The organism is Daejeonella oryzae DSM 19973, from assembly GCF_000422945.1.
In the GTDB taxonomy this organism is placed as follows: Bacteria; Bacteroidota; Bacteroidia; order Sphingobacteriales; family Sphingobacteriaceae; genus Daejeonella; species Daejeonella oryzae.
Map to the genome: position 1 here is coordinate 96,220 of NZ_AUHA01000003.1, position 20,335 is coordinate 116,554.

26 protein-coding genes are annotated in these 20,335 nt (G+C 36.2%); 9 read left to right on the forward strand and 17 right to left on the reverse strand.

All coding sequences use genetic code 11. The features are described from left to right. Positions 1 to 48: 48 nt before the first annotated feature. From arsM to G521_RS0107900, 5 genes are all read right to left on the reverse strand, one after another. Complete coding sequence (gene arsM / locus G521_RS0107880) at positions 49 to 1,017, reverse strand: arsenosugar biosynthesis arsenite methyltransferase ArsM (protein ID WP_026898056.1); 969 nt, start codon at positions 1,015 to 1,017, stop codon at positions 49 to 51. Positions 1,018 to 1,020: 3 nt separating this feature from the next. Next, entirely contained in the window at positions 1,021 to 1,617 is a 597-nt protein-coding gene (locus G521_RS0107885; protein ID WP_026898057.1) for a TIGR04282 family arsenosugar biosynthesis glycosyltransferase, read from the reverse strand. Further along, positions 1,617 to 2,666: an arsenosugar biosynthesis radical SAM (seleno)protein ArsS gene (gene arsS / locus G521_RS0107890; protein WP_026898058.1), complete on the reverse strand. Its 1,050-nt coding sequence runs from the start codon at positions 2,664 to 2,666 to the stop codon at positions 1,617 to 1,619. The genes G521_RS0107885 and arsS overlap by 1 nt, the downstream gene beginning before the upstream one ends. Positions 2,667 to 2,739: 73 nt before the next feature. Further along, entirely contained in the window at positions 2,740 to 3,117 is a 378-nt protein-coding gene (locus tag G521_RS0107895) for an arsenosugar biosynthesis-associated peroxidase-like protein (RefSeq protein ID WP_245580849.1), read from the reverse strand. 98 nt (positions 3,118 to 3,215) lie between these two features. Next, positions 3,216 to 3,707, reverse strand: coding sequence for a GNAT family N-acetyltransferase (locus G521_RS0107900; RefSeq protein ID WP_026898060.1), 492 nt, complete (start codon positions 3,705 to 3,707; stop codon positions 3,216 to 3,218). A 202-nt stretch (positions 3,708 to 3,909) separates the two neighbouring features. On the opposite strand from G521_RS0107900, the gene G521_RS0107905 reads away from it, so the two are divergent. Together G521_RS0107905 and G521_RS0107910 are read left to right on the forward strand one after the other, a co-directional pair. Continuing rightward, a complete protein-coding gene (locus G521_RS0107905; protein WP_026898061.1) occupies positions 3,910 to 4,548 on the forward strand; it encodes a hypothetical protein in 639 nt (212 codons plus the stop codon). Next, complete coding sequence (locus G521_RS0107910; protein ID WP_051189603.1) at positions 4,535 to 5,263, forward strand: DUF3307 domain-containing protein; 729 nt, start codon at positions 4,535 to 4,537, stop codon at positions 5,261 to 5,263. Before G521_RS0107905 ends, G521_RS0107910 begins: the two co-directional genes overlap by 14 nt. Here the strand turns inward: G521_RS0107910 and G521_RS0107915 are convergent. Further along, positions 5,256 to 6,623 (reverse strand): NAD-dependent succinate-semialdehyde dehydrogenase, encoded by a 1,368-nt coding sequence (locus G521_RS0107915; protein WP_026898063.1) that lies wholly within the window; start codon positions 6,621 to 6,623, stop codon positions 5,256 to 5,258. The two genes, G521_RS0107910 and G521_RS0107915, sit on opposite strands and share 8 nt — an antisense overlap. Positions 6,624 to 6,636: 13 nt before the next feature. Continuing rightward, complete coding sequence (locus G521_RS0107920) at positions 6,637 to 7,011, reverse strand: hypothetical protein (RefSeq protein WP_026898064.1); 375 nt, start codon at positions 7,009 to 7,011, stop codon at positions 6,637 to 6,639. A 109-nt stretch (positions 7,012 to 7,120) separates the two neighbouring features. Between G521_RS0107920 and G521_RS0107925 the strand changes: the two genes are divergently transcribed. The 3 genes from G521_RS0107925 to G521_RS0107935 all read left to right on the forward strand — a co-directional run bounded on the left by G521_RS0107925 (position 7,121) and on the right by G521_RS0107935 (position 8,439). Then, positions 7,121 to 7,342 (forward strand): hypothetical protein, encoded by a 222-nt coding sequence (locus G521_RS0107925; protein WP_155975727.1) that lies wholly within the window; start codon positions 7,121 to 7,123, stop codon positions 7,340 to 7,342. Between the two features lie 19 nt (positions 7,343 to 7,361). Next, on the forward strand, positions 7,362 to 7,946 hold the full coding sequence (locus tag G521_RS0107930; RefSeq protein ID WP_026898066.1) for a TlpA family protein disulfide reductase: 585 nt from the start codon (positions 7,362 to 7,364) through the stop codon (positions 7,944 to 7,946). Between the two features lie 175 nt (positions 7,947 to 8,121). Further along, positions 8,122 to 8,439 carry a rhodanese-like domain-containing protein gene (locus G521_RS0107935; RefSeq protein ID WP_026898067.1) on the forward strand — a complete coding sequence of 106 codons (318 nt, stop codon included), beginning with the start codon at positions 8,122 to 8,124 and terminating at the stop codon, positions 8,437 to 8,439. 45 nt (positions 8,440 to 8,484) lie between these two features. Here the strand turns inward: G521_RS0107935 and G521_RS0107940 are convergent, their stop codons facing one another. From G521_RS0107940 to G521_RS0107950, 3 genes are all read right to left on the reverse strand, one after another. After that, positions 8,485 to 8,904: a rhodanese-like domain-containing protein gene (locus tag G521_RS0107940; protein ID WP_026898068.1), complete on the reverse strand. Its 420-nt coding sequence runs from the start codon at positions 8,902 to 8,904 to the stop codon at positions 8,485 to 8,487. Between the two features lie 3 nt (positions 8,905 to 8,907). Then, the gene (gene trxA, locus G521_RS0107945; protein ID WP_026898069.1) at positions 8,908 to 9,225 is read right to left on the reverse strand and encodes a thioredoxin; all 318 of its coding nucleotides are present in this window, start codon (positions 9,223 to 9,225) and stop codon (positions 8,908 to 8,910) included. A gap of 79 nt (positions 9,226 to 9,304) precedes the next feature. After that, positions 9,305 to 9,898: a methyltransferase domain-containing protein gene (locus G521_RS0107950; protein ID WP_026898070.1), complete on the reverse strand. Its 594-nt coding sequence runs from the start codon at positions 9,896 to 9,898 to the stop codon at positions 9,305 to 9,307. Between the two features lie 179 nt (positions 9,899 to 10,077). On the opposite strand from G521_RS0107950, the gene G521_RS0107960 reads away from it, so the two are divergent. Then, positions 10,078 to 10,944, forward strand: a complete 867-nt coding sequence (locus tag G521_RS0107960; protein WP_026898071.1) for a sterol desaturase family protein — start codon at positions 10,078 to 10,080, stop codon at positions 10,942 to 10,944. Positions 10,945 to 11,230: 286 nt separating this feature from the next. Next, on the forward strand, positions 11,231 to 11,416 hold the full coding sequence (locus tag G521_RS0107965) for a hypothetical protein (protein WP_026898072.1): 186 nt from the start codon (positions 11,231 to 11,233) through the stop codon (positions 11,414 to 11,416). A 104-nt stretch (positions 11,417 to 11,520) separates the two neighbouring features. Here the strand turns inward: G521_RS0107965 and G521_RS0107970 are convergent, their stop codons facing one another. Continuing rightward, positions 11,521 to 12,015: a nuclear transport factor 2 family protein gene (locus G521_RS0107970; RefSeq protein ID WP_026898073.1), complete on the reverse strand. Its 495-nt coding sequence runs from the start codon at positions 12,013 to 12,015 to the stop codon at positions 11,521 to 11,523. Positions 12,016 to 12,282: 267 nt separating this feature from the next. On the opposite strand from G521_RS0107970, the gene G521_RS0107975 reads away from it, so the two are divergent. Both G521_RS0107975 and G521_RS0107980 read left to right on the forward strand, forming a co-directional pair. After that, positions 12,283 to 12,846: a carboxymuconolactone decarboxylase family protein gene (locus G521_RS0107975; protein ID WP_026898074.1), complete on the forward strand. Its 564-nt coding sequence runs from the start codon at positions 12,283 to 12,285 to the stop codon at positions 12,844 to 12,846. A 2-nt stretch (positions 12,847 to 12,848) separates the two neighbouring features. Continuing rightward, on the forward strand, positions 12,849 to 14,135 hold the full coding sequence (locus tag G521_RS0107980) for a sensor histidine kinase (protein WP_026898075.1): 1,287 nt from the start codon (positions 12,849 to 12,851) through the stop codon (positions 14,133 to 14,135). Positions 14,136 to 14,380: 245 nt separating this feature from the next. On the opposite strand, the gene G521_RS0107990 is transcribed toward G521_RS0107980, so the two are convergent. The 6 genes from G521_RS0107990 to G521_RS0108015 all read right to left on the reverse strand — a co-directional run bounded on the left by G521_RS0107990 (position 14,381) and on the right by G521_RS0108015 (position 19,761). Then, positions 14,381 to 14,593 carry a helix-turn-helix domain-containing protein gene (locus G521_RS0107990; protein WP_026898076.1) on the reverse strand — a complete coding sequence of 71 codons (213 nt, stop codon included), beginning with the start codon at positions 14,591 to 14,593 and terminating at the stop codon, positions 14,381 to 14,383. Positions 14,594 to 14,595: 2 nt separating this feature from the next. Continuing rightward, on the reverse strand, positions 14,596 to 15,132 hold the full coding sequence (locus G521_RS0107995; RefSeq protein WP_026898077.1) for a DUF2975 domain-containing protein: 537 nt from the start codon (positions 15,130 to 15,132) through the stop codon (positions 14,596 to 14,598). 346 nt (positions 15,133 to 15,478) lie between these two features. Beyond that, entirely contained in the window at positions 15,479 to 16,339 is an 861-nt protein-coding gene (locus G521_RS0108000) for a DUF5694 domain-containing protein (protein ID WP_036678738.1), read from the reverse strand. 40 nt (positions 16,340 to 16,379) lie between these two features. Then, complete coding sequence (locus G521_RS16760; protein ID WP_220096055.1) at positions 16,380 to 17,594, reverse strand: ligand-binding sensor domain-containing protein; 1,215 nt, start codon at positions 17,592 to 17,594, stop codon at positions 16,380 to 16,382. Positions 17,595 to 17,969: 375 nt separating this feature from the next. Continuing rightward, entirely contained in the window at positions 17,970 to 18,254 is a 285-nt protein-coding gene (locus G521_RS18015) for a DUF4348 domain-containing protein (protein ID WP_081675036.1), read from the reverse strand. 187 nt (positions 18,255 to 18,441) lie between these two features. After that, entirely contained in the window at positions 18,442 to 19,761 is a 1,320-nt protein-coding gene (locus G521_RS0108015) for a sulfatase-like hydrolase/transferase (protein ID WP_026898080.1), read from the reverse strand. Positions 19,762 to 20,335 lie beyond the last annotated feature (574 nt).

The following is a 20,335-nucleotide window of genomic DNA, read 5'->3' on the forward strand; positions in this document are numbered from 1 at the left end:
CTTTTTTATATCCGGATTAAGTCAATTGATGGTCAACATAGAGCTTAGTTAGCAACAGCCGCCACCATCATAAAAATAGGTAGAACTAGAAATGAAAATATCCTGGCGATTTAAAGCGCTTAAAGCTGCCGCGGTTTTATCACAAATTGCTAAGGGCTGATTGGAAAATAATGTGTGACCATTTCCGTCATCAAAAAAATTATCGCCATAATAAATGGCTGTTTTTCCTGTAAAAACACAGGGTCCGTCTGCGGGAACCGGATCTTTGATGGCGCAGATCTCACAGCTTTCAATGTAGATCAGTTCATCCGTTTCATAATGAATCGGATCCAGAATCCGGTAAGGCCTTTTGGCCCGTACTTCGATGGTTCCAAAACCTATATCTGTTAATCGTTTAATGTATTCGTTTAAAGGCAAGGCTCCCGATAGGCATAATGCCCGAAGTCTTTCATCATTTTTCAGGTTTGCTGGTATGTTCTGCTCGCAAGTCGGGTCTGATAATATTAATCTGCCGTTGGGTTTTAAAACACGATACATTTCTTTTAGTGCCTGCTGCAATTCATCATCACGAAAAATATTGAACAAACAATTTTGTGCAGCTACATCTATTGAACTGTCCTCTAATGGCAGATTTAGCGCATCCGCTTTGCGGATATCAATAAATTCTGATTTAAACCAGGAATTTGATTTTTCTGCTTCTACCAGATTGGCTTTGCAGGCATCAATCATTTCTTCTACCACATCAATTCCAATTACTGCGCCTTTTTTACGACTGAAGTAAGAGAATTGAAGTAACTCCATTCCGCCCCCGATTCCTACATATAAAATGCCTGGGTTTCCCGAAAGATCTCTGGGGTTTACCGTGCTACCGCAACCGTAGTTCATTTCCAGCATTCTGGAGGGAACTGTAAGATCTGGTAATTTCCATACAGGTGTTGTTGTACAGCATAATCCTTTTTCAGGATTTTCTGCTGCAGCTTTATATACATCGTAGGTAGTGATCTGCTGAATATCCATAACTTATCTGATTAGGTTTTTTAATTCCTCATTTAAATCATCAATTGTATCAATATCTGATAATGAAGGTAAAATATAACAGGTTTTTTGCAGGCGATTAATATCTTCCAGTGTTTGAGCGGCCACAGTAGAGCTGCTCCATATTTTGTTTTCAAACAGGATGTGTTCAGGCGATTTCATTCCCAATAAATAATATCCTCCGTCAAGCGCCGGACCAATTACAAAATCGCGTGTGTGTAATTTTTTAAACGCTTCTGTGATTGTTGCAGCATCCAGATCTATGCAATCGCTGCCAATAATCACTACCTGTTTATGACCATTCTGAAATGCGAGATTAAATGCATTTTGCATGCGAAGGCCCAAATCACTGCCGCTTTGAACGTGTTTTTCATATATAGTTTCCGGCCAGTTATCTTTAAAATCGATTATTTCATCATAGAATAAATATTTTTTGGCCGAAATGTCCGAACTTATTTTTTGGGTATGATCAAGTAAATACTTATAGATGACAAGAGCATTTTTATCTCCAATTCCGACGGCCAGCCGCGTTTTTACTTTTCCTTCCAGAGGATTTTTTATAAAAATAATCAGAGCCTCCATTAAACTATTTCACCTCCGCAGCTTGAACCGGCACCGGCTGTACAACCATAGCAATGCTGGTTGATGACAATTTCCCGCTGGTTTAATTGTTCTGTGTTAAAGTTTTTAATGTGATCGGGCAAGCCATGATTAATCTTCAGATCAAGCATCTGGTTGAAATCGCAATCATATAAATAACCATCCCAGCCAATAGATATCATGCTGCGGCACATTACGTTTTGAGCCGCCTCCGGATTAAAGGAGTTGACCAGCTTTTCCATATATCCATCGTAATTTCCACTTACCATTAAATAATCTAAAAATCGGCTTACAGGTAAATTGGTAATTGCGAAAAGCTCATTGAAAAAGATATTAAACCGCAGCTTTAATTCACGTTTAAAGTCGGATTCTAAAGATCCCTGCGGAGGTGGTAAAAACGCACCGGAAGGATTATATACCAGGTTAAGAATTAAACCCGAGCCCTCCACACCATAACCGGCTGCATTTAATAATTGCAATGCCTTAAGAGAATCATTAAAAACTCCTTCTCCGCGTTGCGCATCTGTTTTGTGCGATGAATAATAGGGGAGAGAGGAAATGACTTCTACACGGTGAGTTTTAAAAAACTCGGGCAGATCATTATATTTTTTATTCGCTACAATTATAGTGAGGTTGCATCTTACAATGATTTTACGCCCCAATTTGCTGATTTCCTCTACAAACCATCTGAAGTCCGGGTTCATCTCCGGAGCGCCGCCTGTAAGGTCAACCGTTTGAATGGATGTGGAAGCTAAAATATCGAGGCATTGCTGCATTGTTTCCCTGGTCATGATCTCTTTTCGGTCCGGACCGGCGTCTACGTGGCAATGCTTGCAGGTTTGGTTGCACATTTTACCCACATTAATCTGCAGGGTGTTAATATTCAATGGCTTTAAAGGAAACAAGCCAAGCGCTCTTAATTTTTCACTGAATTTGGGAAGTGAAGAAATCGTTTCATCGCCGGTATTCAAAACTTCCAGCTGAATAAATGAATTAGATAAAGGATTATGTGATGCCTGAAGGCTTTTCATTTGGGATTTAAAAAATTAAAAGTAGGAATTTTGATATGAGTTAGCTTCCAACTACTTTGGAACAATATGCAAACTACATGGATAGTTCTTTCACTTTGTTCATCATCTGTACGCCATGAACGAGTGAAGCTCCGCCGCGTATGGCGGCGGCAACGTGAATAGCCTCCATCATCTGTTCTTCATTTGAACCTTTTTCCAGACAATCGCTGGCATATGCATCAATGCAATATGGGCATTGAACCGTATGAGCTACCGCCAGGGCTATTAATGACTTTTCTCTTGCCGTTAAAGCACCATCTTTAAAAACTTCGCCATAATAATCAAAAAATTTTTTTGCCAGTTCAGGTTGAAAATCGCTGATATTTCCAAATTTTTTAAGGTCGGCGGGATCATAGTAAGTTTTCATCGGATTTAATTTAAGTGCTGAAGCTGTATCTCTATCGATCTGCATTCATATTAAGAATTTAAATAGTTACGCCTAATATAACCCATTCGGTTTTATGCCGAAGTTGCTAATATTCAAAATTACTAAAGCGTGATACTCTGTTCTTATTTAGTCCCTGCAATTTTACTTCTTCTTTCTAACAGGAAAACATCTTTCCATTCATTATTTAATTTCCCGATTTTTTCCCGGTAGCCAATAGTGCGAAAACCGCATGTTTCATGTAAGCGAATGCTCGCTGTATTTTCTGCAAATATACCGGCTTGCAAGGTCCATATTTCATGCTTTTCGCTTTCAGTGATCAGGTGATTAAGCAATAGTTTTCCAAATCCCTCACCTCTGACTTTTTCCGATATATATATACTTACTTCGGCAACACCGGCATAAACACATCTTCCTGAAACCGCAGTAAGAGCAGTCCAACCTAATATTTCGTCGTTTTTGATACACACAAAACGTCCCTGTGGTAAATGTGTCTGATTCCAACTATCCCAGTCGGGCGCATTGATCTCGAATGTTGCTTTGCCGGTGGCTATTCCTTCCTCGTATATTTTTTTAACATCATTCCAATGCTCAGGCAATAGGTTCGCAATTTCCATAATCTCTACTATTAAAATATTTATCTTATTGTTTGAATCGATTGATGTTAAAAAATCCCACCAGTATAATTCAAATCTACGATTCGTAAACAATGGAATTTGATTTTTTGATTATCATGTTATTGATAGATAATGTAATATTATCTATTTTTTAATAGATAATTATAGCTTATCAGTTTTAAAATAGATATATTTGCGTGTTATGAAAAATTATATTGTCATTACAGGAGATATAGAGGGTTTTACTTTTCTTAATGAAAAAAGGAGGGAAGTATTAATGATTCAAACCCAAGAGCTGATTAATTCATGGGTTTCAAAAGAAGATTATGCCCGAATCTTTAGGGGAGACAGTTTTCAGCTTTTGATGGAAGATATTCAGCAGGCAATATTGCGTGCTATACAATTACGCTGTTGGTTTAAGAAACAGTCAGTCAAAGGCAAAAAAATGTTGGATGCCCGGATGGCTATTGGGATAGGTGCCGTTTCATACTTTGGAAAAAGCGTGCTGGAATCTGACGGCGAAGCTTTTCATCTATCGGGGAGAAATTTTGATGCGCTGGATGCGGATGAATATTTAAGAATAGTTACTGCCGATGAACAAATAAACGGGCAGCTTAAGATCATATTAAAACTGGTCGACATACTCATTTCAGGCTGGACCATACAGCAGGCCGAAGTTATATATATGATAATAGAGGGGAAAACTCAGCAGCAAATGGCAGATGAATTAAAAATTGTTCAGTCGGCGGTTAATAATCGCATCCGCCTGGCAAAATGGAAGGAAATTGAAAAAACGATTCGGTATATTTCAAACTTAATTGAAAATAATGATGCTTCCTGAAGAAATAAGCATACTTCTGCGATTAATAATTGCGCATTTAATAACTGATTTTGTTTTGCAGCCCTCCACCTGGATAGCAGATCGTAAAATAAAGAAGTACCGATCTTCCAAATTATATATTCATGCTCTGATCACAGCAATAGTGGCGTATATATTTGCCGGATTATGGAATAACTGGACTTTGCCCGTTTTCATATTTAGCTCACATCTGATCATTGATCTATGGAAGTCCTATCGACCGGGAAAGCTGAAATATTTTCTAATAGATCAGTTATTGCACTTTGCGGTCATCGCTGTTCTATGGATCAGCCTTTTTGACAAATGGAAGGAAACTGCAAATCTGTTTCGTGAAATTTATAATGGAACTGATTTATTATTAATTCTTGCGGGATATCTCATCGTAACCTGGCCACTGGGTATGGTAATTGGTATCGCAACCGAAAAATGGCGTGTAGAATCGGCGGTGAATGCAGATGGTCTTCAAAAAGCGGGATTATGGATCGGACTTTTTGAGCGTTTTTTAATACTTACATTCATCTTAATAGATCAGTATACAGCCGTAGGCTTGTTGATTGCAGCCAAATCAATACTCCGCTTTAGCGATAAAGAAAATACACAGAAAAAAACAGAGTATGTGTTAATTGGCACTCTGATGAGCTTCTCAGCTTCGGTATTGCTTGCCTGGATTATTCGGTCATTAATCACTATTATTTGATGTAAACGGTTTTAATATTAACAAATTCCTTAATTCCGTATAGGCCAAGTTCACGGCCGTAACCGCTTTGTTTAATACCGCCAAAAGGTAAACGCGGATCAGATTTAACCAACGCATTTACAAAGCAAGATCCTGATTGCAGAGATTTGGAAGCCAGTTTTTCGGCATTTTTAACATCCTTGCTAAAAATGGCCGAACCCAATCCAAAATTACTGTCATTGGCAATTTCAATTGCGTGTTTTTCATCACGGGCGGAGATTATGGAAGCAACCGGACCAAATAATTCTTCTTCATAAGCCAGCATTCCTTTTTTTACATTGGTTAAAATGGTAGGGGGATAAAAAGCATGATCGCCTTCCGTAATTTCACCTCCCAGAATGCAGCGAGCTCCCTGGGAAATACTTTTTTGAACTTGTTTATGCAGCTCATCACGTAAATCCTTGCGGGCTTGCGGGCCAATATCCGTTTGATCTTCTAAAGGATCTCCCATTTTTTTAGAAGCCATTTTTTGAAGGAAAAGGTTTTTAAAATCGTTTTCTACTTTTTTTACTACGATGAATCTTTTCGCTGCAATGCAACTTTGGCCGCTATTGATTAGCCTGCTGTTTACACAACTTTCAGCAGCTAATTCAAGGTCGGCATCTTCCAGAATTATATACGGGTCGCTGCCTCCCAGTTCAAGCACCGTTTTCTTTAACAAAGAACCGGCTTTTTCGGCTACTTTTCGTCCGGCAGCAGTACTTCCGGTGAGGGTAACCGCCATAATTTTATCATTCTCAATAATTTCATTTATCATGTCGCTTCCCACCAGTAAAGTTTGGAATACATGTGGCGGAAACCCGGCTTGGATAAGAATGCTTTCAATGGCCAGGGCACATGCCGGCACATTAGATGCATGTTTTAAAATTCCGCAATTACCAGCCATAAGTCCCGGAGCAAGAAATCTGAAAACCTGCCAGAAAGGGAAATTCCAGGGCATTATGGCCAGTACAATGCCCAAAGGGTTAAACGTTACATAACTTTTGGAACCTTCAGTTTTTATGAGTTCATCTTTAAGAAAATTTTCAGCATTTTTTGCGTAGTATTCACAAACGCCTGCACATTTCTCTACCTCAGCAATTCCGTCTTTCAAAGGTTTCCCCATTTCAAGAGCCATGATCCGGGCCAGTTCATTTTTACGCTTGCGCAGAACATCAGCAGCTTTATTCATAAAAACGCCACGCTCTAAAAAAGGAATATCTTTCCAGATTTGCCATGCTTTATAAGTCTGGTTAATCTTATTATTGATCTGGGTTTTACTATGCTCTTTATACCTGCGAATCAATTTTCCCGTCGCCGGATTTATGCTTTGGATTGCCATATGCGGATGAATTTTAATTAATTAGAGAGTCTCTGGAAATTCTTTTTTTCAGATTATTTCCCAAGCTGTCGATTTTGCCAGCAGCTTTCTCAGCTCCAGTTTTAATATCCTCACCAACGTCCTGTAATGACATTTCTATAGAATCTATTCGGGCTTCTGACGAGGTTAAAACATTAAGTACAGTATCATTTCTGAAAACAATTGTTCGGTCAGCATCTTTATAGGTCCATAATTCTGTTTGTCCTAATTCTTTTTTAGCTGAAGGCTCACCAGCATTTAAAATTACTTCCTGTTGAGTCATCCCAGCAGATATGTCAGAAAATTCTTTTTGTTGTTCAGAACAGGCGCTTAGGAATATAGCAGCGGTAATTGCATATAAAAATTTCATTTTGTAAATATTTAGGTAAGTATATACGTTAGTTTAAATTGACGATTAGTTCATATTGCCAAACAAGGAATACTTTCCCTGGTTGTTAATGTTTCAAATAGAAAATTTTATGGAAAGTTTTAAAATTGATATAATACTTGCGGGCGAAAATCAAAATTTATTGGTAATTCCTGTTCAAACTGATAATGAAACCAGTTACCGGCTCATGAAAAATGGTCTGGAAATTAGTGTTCTCAAAGAAAGCGGGCAAGCAGGCTGGGAAGTTTCTGGGCAGCCTCTTAATGCCGAAGAACTTGATGCAATCGGAAATCAAATTAAAAAACATTCATAGATTGAACGGATAAATCTATATGCGTGAATGTAAAAAATACAATACAGCTTTTTTCACTGGACTTCTGATTCTGATAAGTTTTGCAATTAATGCGGAGGCCAAAACTTTCGGTTTTACTGGAATAAAGGAGAGCGAAGTTTACAATTTTCCTATTACCCGAAATTCCGCAACGCATGAAAAAACAGGTGATATTTATCCTGAAATAAGCTTTGCCAATGCTCTTGGCAATAAGATCAACCTTTCGGAATTAAAAGGGAAGGTGGTGTTTATAAATTTCTGGGCAACCTGGTGCCTGCCTTGTCGTGTAGAAATGCCTTCCATCAACACGCTATATAAAAAATATAAAGACGATAAATCAATTGTATTTATAATGGTTGATGCTGATAATAAATTGAAATCATCGCAAAAATATATGGATAAGCGTAGATTTGAGTTACCCGTATTTGAGGCGGTAAGCTCAATTCCTGAAGAAATTTTTAATGGCACTTTGCCTGCTACGCTGATAATAGATAAATACGGAAGAATCGTATTTAAGCATGAAGGAATGGCCAGATATGATAAACCTGAAATGATGAAATTTATTGAAGATCTTAAAAATCAATAATTCTCCTCCTTAAATATAAATCCGGATAAAAAATTTTAGGCATTATTTGAGGTAATTGAATATCTTAGATATAATGTGATCTCCGGGATTTAAGAACATTAAATACAGAGGATTACAAGCATTATTAGCGTTAATAATAATTTAAATTTTTTAATAAGTTCTAAAAATACAGGTTATGAATACTGTTCAACACTCTAATTCTTTTGACAAAGACGGTAAAAGTTTTAAAGAAGCTTTTAAAAATACGCCTAATGCAGTTTTGCTGGATGTTAGAACACCGGAAGAATTTTCATCGGGAACAATTGACGGAGCCCAAAATATAGATTACTATCTTTCAGATTTTGAATCTAAAGTGCTCACTTTGGATAAGGATAAAGAATATTTTATTTTCTGCCGTAGCGGAAACCGAAGCGGCAAAACATGCAGTATTTTAGAGAGCAATGGATTTAAAGCCTATAATTTGCAGGGCGGCATAGATGAATGGCCTAAGTAAATCCTCGCAAATTATAGCTGAATATAAATTTATTTCGAAGAGGTTTTATTTAACAAGCGGTTTGCCTGATTCAGTCCATTGCGCTATTCCGGTTGGCATTTCATAAATTTCTGTAAAACCCATTTCTTTCATTTTATCGGCTGAAGCCTTGCTTCTTCCACCACTGTGGCAATATACAAATACAGGTTTCGTTATATCGAGTTTGCCTGCTTCTTGCTCAAATGAAGCCCCATTCCAATCCATATTAACCGCATTTTTAATATGGCCCGATTCAAATTCTGCAGGCGTTCTTACATCAATTAACTGAGCATTGCTGGTTTGATTTAATTTTTGCTCAAAGGATTCCTGATCAAGCTTCTCTGATTTTGAAATATTTGCAGGAGTAGTAGATTTTGTCTCTGCGGGCTGACTACAGCCGGCAGAAATAATAAAAACTAGCAGGATAATGAATTGGATCGGCTTCATGTTTTAGATATATTGATTAATTATTTGTTCAAGTTGACTGGCGGGAATTACCCCGGATTGACGCCATTTTATTTCGCCGTTTTTAAACAGGATTAAAGTTGGTACACCCGAAATATTATAAGCTGCAGAAGCTTTTGGGTTTTTATCTACATCAATTTTTATGATGCTGGCTTTATCTCCAATGGTATTTTTTAACTGACTTAAAATAGGAGCCATCGCTTTGCAGGGGCCGCACCATTCCGCAGAAAAGTCTACCAGTACTGGTTTATTACTTTTAATTAATTCCTGAAAGCTATTTGGTTTTGCTGTTTGAGAGTCCATATTTTTTAGTTTAATTGATAAACATCCTTTATTATTCCTTTGTTTCCTCTTCTTTGGCTGGCGGCTTTGAAATCAATCTTTAATCGCTTCCGGTATTTGTATCTGACTTTAAAAATTCAAAAAATAATTCTCTTCCTGAACGCGGTTTGATTGAATTTTCTGATCTGTGAATACTCAAAAAACTAAAATATGGCTTAAATAGCTTTTCATATTCTAATTGATTTCCGCCAAAAGGAGGGCCCGGCCGACTAAAATCGGTATCGAAAAATAATCCTGCAATAAGGCCATTATGATTTAGTAGTTTGTGGGCATGTTTAACATAGCTGGATCTTAAATCTGGATGTATAGCACAGAAGAACGTTTGTTCCAAAATCAAATCATAGGTTTGAGTGTGGGAGAAAAAATCTTCATTTAAAATCCGGATGGGCTTTCCCTCAAATTTTAATTTTAACTGGTCTGTTAATACTTTAGAAATATCTAAAACAGTAACCTGTTCAAAATTTTTTTCCAGCAGGTATTCAGCTTCATATGCATTGCCGCAACCGGGAATCAGGATTTTTAAATTTTTATCAGTTAAACTGTCAATATAAATTTTAATCGGCGGAGATATCTGTTGCAGGTCCCAGCCGGTATCACCGCTTTGGTATTTCTCGTTCCAAAAAGACTCAGTCATATTCCAAAAAAGATTTCGATAAAAATAAGGCTTTTAATTCAGTTGCTTCTGTGACATTTGTTACCAAAACTCCTTTAAATTCATCAGATATTGCGGATATAATTTTAAACTTTGCATCAGCTAAACAGATCGGGGATAATCTATATCCAGATCAGATTTTAACATTTTAACTTTGTAATTTGAACATTACGTGGAAATTAATAGCTGATTCATACAGCGGATACTGGAATTATCTTACAAATGAAATTCTATATCCTTCCTGGCATAATTATTTTTACTGGCTTATTGGCATTTCGCTTTTCATCTGGCTGCTCGAAATTATTGTTCCATGGCGTACGAATCAATCACCCATCAGGCAGGATTTCTGGATGGACGGTTTTTATATGTTCTTCAATTTTTTTCTGTTTTCGCTTATTGGATATAATGCCTTATCAAATATTGGCGTTCAGGCTTTTACTGATCTTCTGGCACAGTTTGGAATCAAAAATATTTCGGCAATAGAAGTCAGCAGCTGGCCCAAGTGGTTGCAACTATCAACCATGTTTATTGTAGCAGATTTTATTCAATGGAATATTCACCGGATGCTCCACCGCATTCCTGCGTTATGGGAATTTCACAAAGTACATCACTCAGTAAAAGAAATGGGATTTGCAGCTCACCTGCGTTTTCACTGGGCAGAAACAATTATTTATAAAACCATTCAATACATTCCCTTGTCGATGATTGGTTTCGGACTCACCGATTTCTTCCTGATCCATATTTTGGCAATATCAATTGGACATTTAAATCATTCTAATTTAAATGTGAATTACGGCCCCTTGAAATTCCTTTTAAATAATCCTAAAATGCATATCTGGCACCATTCAAAAGAATTACCGGCTGGATCTTTTGGGGTTAATTATGGCATATCTTTAAGTATTTGGGATTATATTTTCGGTACAGCTCATATTCCCGGCGATGGCCGTGATATTGATCTCGGATTCCATGGAGATGAAAAGTTTCCAAAACAATTAACAAATCAAATGCTCTACCCTTTTAGAAAGTAAAAGTTTTATGAATATTCTTCAGGAAAACTCACTTGCCAGGGGAGAATGAATCAGGCGATTTATACGTATTTTAAATAAAATTTTAATTTTTTTTTAATCATATAGGTTATACTATTAAGCTAATACGCTAATTATACGTCTGATTGTAAGATAAAATTAATCCAAAGATTAATTAATTAGAATATACAATTTAAACTTTCGAATTACTTCATCAGGTATTTTTCCCTGCCCTTATATGCTGTAACTTATCTCATTTTCAATCGTATGCCCCCATTCAAATTTTCAAATGAAAACGTTAACAGCATATCTATTTGAGCGGGTTGAAAAGAATGAGATATTCATTCAGAAACAAAACGATTTGATCTCCTTGCTTGAAGCAAAGATCACACTTCTAGAAACAAAAATTCAGGAGCAATCTGTTCAACAGGAAAAGAGAGAACGGATGCGGGTAGCTTCTTCTTTGCAGGATTGATTGTTCGTGTAACTGTTAGGTCAGTAGGAGTGAGTCTGCGAGCAAATTAATCCGGCAATACAATCCCTGTAGTTTGTATCAGATTTTTTGTCGTTTAATTATTTTTATTCATTTTTCTGCCGGTGATCATAACTCAATCCCCTAACAAGTTTCCAGTTTCCGTTTTCTAATTTCCACACATGTGTAAATTTTGCAATGCTGGTAAAGTATTCCTCCTGATCTTTCTTTTTTTCATAAAAGCAGTGTTTACCTGTTTGGATAGCTCCATATAAAACACCCTTATTTTCCAGAGGATAAACTTCCAGACTTCCTGAAACCAATTCCCGCCTGGCCTTATAATCCATATTACAAAGTCCGTTTTTAATACTTTCTATAAAAGCTGATTTGGATTTTGTAATACCCGATTTATCATGATAGAATTCAAAATCATCACCAACCAGCATTTCAAACTGGCTGATATCACATTTATTAAAACCAATATTAAATAAAATACTGTCTTTAGCCTGTAAGGTGGTGAATAATTCTGACTGCAGATTTTCCTGTGCCATAATCAATGCAGGGAAAAGTAATTGAATAACAAACAGGCTTATAGCTCTCATTTTGATAGTACAGTTAAAATTTAAAAAATTGCTTTTAAGTATTAACTCAAAGATAAGCAAGTCAATTGAGAGTCAGATAATTGTAACCCTTGTTAGAATTTTATTGAAATCTAATCAAGTTATTGCAGCAAAGCAAACGTTGATTATGTTAAGTATCATTTCTGTTATACCAAATTTTTTATTCATCTAAATTAAACCCAAGGCCTATTTTCGCCGTAATAATGGCCTGATAAATTCAGTTCACAAATTATTATTTTACAAAATTTTATGGGTCAAAGGTTTAACATTATTGAATACAATGATGCAAGTTTAGAGGTTAAAAGTATTTACGACGAAACCATGAAGGAAATGGGAATTCCATTCGTTTTAAATTGGTTTAAATGCCAGGGAAGCAATCCCATTATATTAAGGGGAAACTGGGAAAAGTTAAGATCAACCATGCTGCTTGGTAAAATCCCTTTTGTTTTAAAGCAATTAATTATTTACAACATATCCAAAATTCGGGGATGCCAGTATTGTAAGCATGCTCACGGGGTGATAGCGGATAGTTTGAGTAAAACTCTGACAGGAGACGATGATATTAAGCTTACCAGTAATATGGAAAGTGAGTTTATTCCTTCATCTTATAAAGTAGCGATTAAAGTGATTACAAAATGCGCAGTGTCTCCAAAAGATACAACGGATGAGGATTTTGAAGAGTTAATGGAAGAGGGTTATTCTATATATGAAATACAGGAATTGATGGCACTTGCCGATCTGACCGGTATGATCAACACCATTGCCGACATTTCCGGAATACAAATTGATAACGAATTAATGGAAGCCCGATAAGAATGTCTTTGATCGAGGATTCAAATAAAAACAACCAAAGGCTTCGTTATGAGGCCTTTTCTAATTTTGCAACAGACCTAAATAAATCTACCAATTTCAAAGAAATAGGCGATTCGCTGTCCACGCACCTAAAGTTTCTCCTTAATTTTTTAATATTCAGGGCTTATTTTCAATATGAACACATCACACTGGTTTTTCATATTTATAGGGGAACAGTTACCATCTACGAAAACGATTCTGAAGATAATGTAATGCCTTTTGAGAAAACCACGGTTTTGCGCAATCTCCCGGTAGAATACACCATTGAAGAAATCGGGTTGAATGAGTTATTGCAAAACGGGATATTTGACAATCCAAAGGTGAAGGTATTGTATGCCATGCCGATCACCTATTCTCCCCAAAAAAGCATGCTTATCACAATGGCTTCAAAAGATGTAAATCACCTCCTCGATCTGGATTTCCGTTTTATACGGCTGGTAAGTGAATCTCTTTACAATAAGGTCTCTCAGCTATTGCTATTAAAGGAAATTGAAATCAAAAACAATGAGCTTAGAAGTAGAAATAAGGAGGTAACCCAGTTAAATTATAATCTGGAAAGTCTTGTAAAGAAGCGTACACTGGCTCTTACCGAGGCAAATATTGAGTTAAGTACTTTATTTTATCGCACTTCCCATGATTTTAGGGCACCGCTTGCAAACGTTCTGGGTATTGTAGATCTACTGAAACTATTTGTAGAGGAAAGAGATGCATTTGCCCTGATTGAGAATTGTGAACACGTGGTTCATAAACTGGATAAAATGCTTACCAAATTAAATGCTCTAGGTAATATTGAAGCAGGAAATGAGCTTGTCTTTATTGACTTTAAAGTTCTGATCTCAGAGATACATGCCAAATTCTCGAAAGAAATTTCTGATCTGAACATTCAGATGGTAATTGACTATCCTGAAAACCTTGCTTTCCGTTCCAGCTTTTTTTTCCTGTCAACTATCCTTGAAAATTTAGTGGAGAATGCTGTTTGCTTCCGGAGAGATGAACCGGTTATTAAAATAAATGTGGAGTATCATGCAGACCGTTTGAATCTGGTAGTTTATGATAACGGTCAGGGAATTCTTCCCCTGATTAATGAACGGATTTTTGAAATGTATTTTCGGGGAAACTCAGCCTCTGATGGAAACGGGCTTGGACTTTACGTTGTAAAAAAAATGATTACTGCCTTGAAGGGGGATATTTCTATAAGCAGTATAAGCGGGGAGTATACACAAGTGAACATTTCATTGCCTGTACTTTAAAAATATATCCCCTTTTGACCAAATGGTAAACATTCTCTTTAAAATCACAAATATTGTAATTAGACGTCTTTAACTTTAAAAGAGCGTTACTATTTGAACTCGCGTCATGCTTGAGAGTTTTCAGGGAAATCAGGATAAAAAAAATATATGCCTCCTAAGTTTTCAAACCTCAATTCCGGCCATCAGCCTGAATTGTTCTGCACTTCAACCGTTTTAATGAAAATGCCATGTTAGCGGTTCTTTGTTCATTTTTTATCATCTACATATTCCAGAATGTCGCCGGGTTGGCAGTCTAAGGCTTTACAGACAGCTTCTAAGGTGCTAAACCGGATTGCCTTTGCTTTCCCGGTTTTTAGGATTGAAAGATTAGATAATGTCAGGTCCACTCTTTCCGAAAGTTCATTCAGAGAAACTTTCCGTTTTGCCATCATCACATCTAAATTTACAATGATTGGCATAGCTAAACAGTTAAATCGTTTTCGTTTTGAATCTCAACTCCCTTTTTAAAAATGGTAGCAATAACATAGATTACAGCGGCCATCAATATAAACGCCTGACTGTCCGCCCAAAACTCATTTAGATTGTCAATTACATACCCATCATGTTGCAGGTTTTTGGCTGTTTGACGGGCTATATAACTTAATATTCCAATGGAAAAAGTGTAATAACTAATTTGTGTTATTTGGTCCGAAACAAAACTGTTGAATGGTTTTGATAAATTTAATTTGCTTAACAGAGTGACGACCACATAAAATAGGTATGCTTTTAGAAGCGAGATGAACAGGATAAAACTATACATACTGAAAAAAGTCCATTTGCTTCGATTATACATTTCACTTAAGTCCAGCTTTTGATATAGGTTTTGGACAAATTCAGGTTTGTAGATACTGAAAACAAAATTGACTATCAAGCCACCGGCTTCTATACACAAGCCGACGAAGATGATCCACGCAACAATGTGCAAGCCTTTCAATACGAAGTTGGTTCTTTCTGACATGATCGTAAAATTTAAATAATGATTCTAAGATACTATATATTTATTGATAATCAATAAATATATACCTTTATTCAAAATATTATTTATCGGAATTAGGAAGTGAAATCCTAGACCACAAATAATTTGGCCAAAAAAAAATTGTGAATTAATAGTCAGCAGATGAGTCGCGGGAGTGATTGTTTTAATTGTATCGTTCATGATATCTACCGCTAAATTTTTGCAGTTTGGCGAATTGGCGGGGATTTTCAGCACTAAACTTCATTAGGCGCACAAAGCACGAATTTAGCATTTCACTGTCATAGAAGCACGAAATCCAGCATTTGCAAAACGACTATTTTATGCAGTTTTATTTTAAGTAATCAAACGTGTTCACCATTCTATATTTTGGACTGCGACTAATAAAGTCTCTCAGGTATGCTGTATGACTTGCTCCCATAAGTATAAATACTCGGTCATCTTCTTTAAGGTTTATTCTGTTTAAGTTAGAATACATTCTAATATTGCGTTGGTAATATTTTGTGGCTTCGTCTGCACCTTCAAAACCATTTTCACTCCCTACGTGAGAAAGCATTTCAGCATTAGCTTCAATAAGAAAGTCTAAATAAGTGTCCTGGTTTGTTAATATTAATTTATCGAGCAGGCTTAGTTTATTTGCGTCAACATTTATTTGCGGATAATATTTAAAAGGGTTTTTGTAAAATTTGTTGTGCCAAGTTGAGTCAATTAAATTTACCAAATTACTACCAACATTATAATTATAACCCATTTTATGGTCAATGCCATAAATTTTCTTAGTTCCGCTTAAACGTCCTAATTCATAAGCCAATAATTCAATTTCAGAAGGGTTTTTAAATTTCATCATTGGATTAGAAAGGTACTCCATATACTCTGCTTGAAGTTTTTGATTGTTACTAGGTGGGGTTTCAACAATTATTACAGTTGGGTGGAAAAGAGCTAATTTTGCAACAACTTCATGAATGGCTAATTGATTTTTCTTGTCATTTTCATTGAATTCAGTTTTGTTTGCGTCAGAAGTTTCTCCCATGTGAAAAGTTCCGAAGTTTAAAATGGATATTTTTTTTAGCTCTTCGTTGAGAGTGTTTGCAGAGGTACTATTTTGTTGCTTGTTACTATTTGGTTTGTTGTTTTGGACTACTTTACACGAGCATATGGTAAAAACGCTGATTAGCAAAATTATTTTTTTCATATTATATGTATTAAAATTTAGTATTAAAAGAAGTATTGAACTAAAATAGCCCACTAACGTTTTGCGGCTTGGCGATGTGGCAGAAATCGAAGTACAAATGTTCGGTTTTGCACAAAAGTTCAATCGAAGAACTGAACTTTAATTTAGCATTGAACCCGTCATTTTGCCAAATTGCTGTTGTGCGTTCGTATTTCTTAAAATTGCTTTTCAAAAGCCTTTCCGTTAAACTTAAATATATTACCGTCTGCCATTCCAAAAAGCAAACTGTTATTATTGTCTTTAAAATTGTCCAAATCATTGGTTTAGATAGTTTGTCACTAATTGAATAGTTTGTCAAAGTTTTACCGTCATATTTCCAAGCTCCTGTATCTCTATCTCCAAACCAAATATTGCCGTCTGAATCTTCTTCAATAGCAAAAACATGTTCAAGTGTACCTGGTTTTGATTTATCTCCTCTTCTTGTGCTTGTTGGGTGGATTAAATTATTCTTTTCAGAAAAATTAATTATTGAATTACCTTCCATTAGCAAAACGCCAATTCCATTATTTCCTATCCAAATTCGCCCTTTAGAATCTGCTAATACACTTCTTATATGCAAAAGCTCATTGTTTTTTAGGTTTAATTTTTCATTATCAAAGATATTCACCATTTCACCATCATAGTTAAATAGTGCTGCATAAGTCGCAATCCAAACTCTACCGTTTTTCTCTTTTGAAACATCCGTTACGCCATAAGAATTATCAGGATTTTCATTTTTGGGTTTTGGGAAAATTAAATAATTCATATTTATTCCGTCAAAACGATTTATTCCGTCTTCTTCACCCGCATAAAACCATAAATCTCCATTGGTTTCATTCCAATCATATTTTGGTTCCTTGGTTTTTGTCAAATAATTAGTTAACGCCCCTTTGTCATACATACTTGCTCCTTTTCCAGTTCCAAACCAAATTTTTCCATTCTTGTCTTCTTGGATCGAACGGATTTGATTGTCTGATAAACCTTCATTAGTTGTAAAGTATTCAAATGATTTTCCATTGTAAAAACTTACGCCCTCATTATGACTTCCAAACCAATAATTACCTTTACTGTCCTGAAAGATAGTACGTATTCCAGAAGTAAATTTTAAAGTGTCTGTTTTTGAAGTTAATACCAATTCAGGCTTGTTAATTTCTTTTTCTGTTGATTTCTTTTCAACGCAAGAAATGTTTAGTGTCAATATGAGTATTAGATAAATCAGTTTTATTTTTTTGTTCATTTCGGGTTCTAATAATATGACGCACAACGGTTAGTGTTTATATTGTGACCGAATAGAAAGCACTTCTTTGTCGTACGAGTACTAAAGTAAATAAAAACCACAGCAGAACAAGAGCCACGTCACCCGGGCATAATTTAAACCTGGTGTTAACTGCTTTTTCTTTTTAGTCCGATGAGTCGACCCATGTCAGTAATTTCCATTTGCCATTTTTCTTCTCGAAATAGATATCGATATAAATTCCATTATCTATTCCTCTTATTTCAATAACAGCTTTATTTCCGTTTACCTTATTCTCCTGTTTATATTTGTCAAACTCCCTAGTTTCTGCTGTCTTATCGTCAAAATCAAGTTTATGAAATTCTGATTTGGTGATAATTATTTCTTGTTCCTTTCTTCATCTAAATTTTTAACTTTCAATGGAAAGTCAATTCGGCTAATTTGAAACAGAGAGTCTTTACTAAAGTATTTTATAAACGTCTCAAATTTTGAGTCAAGGTCTGCAGGGATTGCAAGCTGAGATTTACTCTCTTTACTATTAGAATCGGCAGTCCCCATTGAATTCTCTTGTCCTGAAACTGAAGTCAAAGTCTTAGTGTTAGAATTTGAACAGCTAAATACATTCAAGGTCAGAAAGAAAAGTGTTATAATTCGTAATTTCATAAAATTGCAGTTAACGTCTTCCGGCTTGGCGATGTGGCGGATTAAGGAAGCCTAAACTTTCCGTTAAACACTGACTTTCATTTACCGAAGTCTAAGCCACATAGTGGCGACCTGTTTATTTAATATTTTATTACTACTACGAACTAATAATATGAGCATTGTTAATCATAGCAGATACTCATAAAAATTATAATGGAATTGGCTGCAATACTGTTTTTTCCCAATTACCATATTTCATTTTTAATTGGTTGAAAATTGTTTGTTGTGTTGCTTTAAGATCATTTTTTTCACCCGGATCTGTATCCAGGTTAAATAAGTATTCACCTTTTTCATCCTGTAAATATTTCCATTCTCCCATCCGAATGGCTTTTTGTTTGGTACGTTGAAACGTACGCCAGTAAATTGTCCGTTCTAAGGTTTTCTCCTTTTCGGTTAAAATTGGCATTAGGTCTATTCCATCAAGCGGAAATTCCTGTTGAGATTTAATTCCTCCTGCTGCCAAAATAGTTGCCGTCCAGTCCATTGTGATAACAACCTGTTTTGCTATGGTGCCGGGATTAATTATGCCTGTCCACCTGACAAATGCAGGAACTCTGATTCCTCCTTCCCATAATGTGCCCTTGGCATTGGCCAGACCCCCATTATCGGAAAACTTTTCACCTCCGTTGTCATTGGTGAAAATTACAATTGTCTGGTTGGATAAATGCCCATCCAAAGCATTTATAATGTTTCCAACTCCATCATCCAGACTTTTCATCATGGCGGCGTAAATCGCCGGAGAACCTCCGTCTCTGAAATTAACCGAATCAGCATAAGGTTGATCATCCGGACCCTGCCATGGCCAATGTGGTGCAGTATATGTAATGGAAAGAAAAAAAGGTTTGTTGTGTTTCTGTTTAATATAGGTAACTGCCTTTTGAGTTAACAAATCGGTCAGATAGCCTTCTGAATTAACCAATACATCATTTTCATATAGGTCCGGTTTCCTGCTGTCGCCTTTGTGAGAAATATAATCCGCAGCACCACTGTGAATCCCAAAAAAATAATCATAACCATTTTTAATGGGACTATGCCGGGGAAGAACGCCTAAATGCCATTTTCCAATTAATGCCGTTTCATAACCTCCGGCTTTCATGAGGGTTGCTATTGAAGGATAATCAGCAGTTAATCCATAGGCACTGTCTCTTTTTGATGTTGTAAGTGGTTCCATTAACCCTACCGGTGTTCTGGCCGGGTAACGCCCTGTCATAAAGGCTGTACGGGTTGGAGTACAAAGAGGTCCCGCCGAATAAGCATTAACAAACTTCATTCCCTGTGATGCCAGTTTATCCAAATTGGGTGTTCTATAGTCTTTACGTCCATAACCGCTCAGATCTCCATAACCCATGTCATCAGTCATTATGTATATAATATTGGGACGTTGGGACTGAGATTTGGAATAAACAGCAAGCAGCATAAATGGGAAGAGTAGTATGCTTCTTTTTAAGTAATATGTCAAGCTAAACATAACCTTATAAATTATGGTGAGTTCAATCTTTCATATAACCCCAATTTTGCTTATAAGTTCACTTTCAGTTAACTAAAAGTATCACAGATTGCAGATCGGTGTTGTTTTCCAATCTGTGGTCGGCGAAAGAGTAATCCCACCTTCTCAATGGATATTGTAACATAAGGATTCAAGTTTTTGTCTCTCAGGCTAACACCTAAATAGTATATATATGCTGTCTACTGCATATATATATACTATAAGTGAGCCAACATATAGATTATTTTAAATTTTAAAACTATCTGGAGAGCTTTATTTTGCTTATAGGTTTAGTGCTTACATAGGTGCAAATTTCAATGATTGGTCATCCATAATTTCTTCCGCTGATTTAACTTACCCCCATTTTGAGCAAGTATGCAGCATAGAGAAAGAACAGAGGATACTTGGGCCTAAATACGATTTGATGAGAAGGAATATCGAACCCCGGGAAAGAACCCGATAATTTGCTTCTTTACTGTCTGGTACTAAAGGCGGGAATTGAACCTGCACTGGCTTTAAGTTGAACAGGATTTAAATCCTTCGTGTCAACAGATTC

Coding starts and splice junctions, on each gene's coding strand:
- arsM (WP_026898056.1), bottom strand. CDS start 1,017: ATGGATATTCAGCAGATCACTACCTACGATGTATATAAAGCTGCAGCA.
- G521_RS0107885 (WP_026898057.1), bottom strand. CDS start 1,617: ATGGAGGCTCTGATTATTTTTATAAAAAATCCTCTGGAAGGAAAAGTA.
- arsS (WP_026898058.1), bottom strand. CDS start 2,666: ATGAAAAGCCTTCAGGCATCACATAATCCTTTATCTAATTCATTTATT.
- G521_RS0107895 (WP_245580849.1), bottom strand. CDS start 3,117: ATGCAGATCGATAGAGATACAGCTTCAGCACTTAAATTAAATCCGATG.
- G521_RS0107900 (WP_026898060.1), bottom strand. CDS start 3,707: ATGGAAATTGCGAACCTATTGCCTGAGCATTGGAATGATGTTAAAAAA.
- G521_RS0107905 (WP_026898061.1), top strand. CDS start 3,910: ATGAAAAATTATATTGTCATTACAGGAGATATAGAGGGTTTTACTTTT.
- G521_RS0107910 (WP_051189603.1), top strand. CDS start 4,535: ATGATGCTTCCTGAAGAAATAAGCATACTTCTGCGATTAATAATTGCG.
- G521_RS0107915 (WP_026898063.1), bottom strand. CDS start 6,623: ATGGCAATCCAAAGCATAAATCCGGCGACGGGAAAATTGATTCGCAGG.
- G521_RS0107920 (WP_026898064.1), bottom strand. CDS start 7,011: ATGAAATTTTTATATGCAATTACCGCTGCTATATTCCTAAGCGCCTGT.
- G521_RS0107925 (WP_155975727.1), top strand. CDS start 7,121: ATGGAAAGTTTTAAAATTGATATAATACTTGCGGGCGAAAATCAAAAT.
- G521_RS0107930 (WP_026898066.1), top strand. CDS start 7,362: ATGCGTGAATGTAAAAAATACAATACAGCTTTTTTCACTGGACTTCTG.
- G521_RS0107935 (WP_026898067.1), top strand. CDS start 8,122: ATGAATACTGTTCAACACTCTAATTCTTTTGACAAAGACGGTAAAAGT.
- G521_RS0107940 (WP_026898068.1), bottom strand. CDS start 8,904: ATGAAGCCGATCCAATTCATTATCCTGCTAGTTTTTATTATTTCTGCC.
- trxA (WP_026898069.1), bottom strand. CDS start 9,225: ATGGACTCTCAAACAGCAAAACCAAATAGCTTTCAGGAATTAATTAAA.
- G521_RS0107950 (WP_026898070.1), bottom strand. CDS start 9,898: ATGACTGAGTCTTTTTGGAACGAGAAATACCAAAGCGGTGATACCGGC.
- G521_RS0107965 (WP_026898072.1), top strand. CDS start 11,231: ATGAAAACGTTAACAGCATATCTATTTGAGCGGGTTGAAAAGAATGAG.
- G521_RS0107970 (WP_026898073.1), bottom strand. CDS start 12,015: ATGAGAGCTATAAGCCTGTTTGTTATTCAATTACTTTTCCCTGCATTG.
- G521_RS0107975 (WP_026898074.1), top strand. CDS start 12,283: ATGGGTCAAAGGTTTAACATTATTGAATACAATGATGCAAGTTTAGAG.
- G521_RS0107980 (WP_026898075.1), top strand. CDS start 12,849: ATGTCTTTGATCGAGGATTCAAATAAAAACAACCAAAGGCTTCGTTAT.
- G521_RS0107990 (WP_026898076.1), bottom strand. CDS start 14,593: ATGCCAATCATTGTAAATTTAGATGTGATGATGGCAAAACGGAAAGTT.
- G521_RS0107995 (WP_026898077.1), bottom strand. CDS start 15,132: ATGTCAGAAAGAACCAACTTCGTATTGAAAGGCTTGCACATTGTTGCG.
- G521_RS0108000 (WP_036678738.1), bottom strand. CDS start 16,339: ATGAAAAAAATAATTTTGCTAATCAGCGTTTTTACCATATGCTCGTGT.
- G521_RS16760 (WP_220096055.1), bottom strand. CDS start 17,594: ATGAACAAAAAAATAAAACTGATTTATCTAATACTCATATTGACACTA.
- G521_RS18015 (WP_081675036.1), bottom strand. CDS start 18,254: ATGAAATTACGAATTATAACACTTTTCTTTCTGACCTTGAATGTATTT.
- G521_RS0108015 (WP_026898080.1), bottom strand. CDS start 19,761: ATGTTTAGCTTGACATATTACTTAAAAAGAAGCATACTACTCTTCCCA.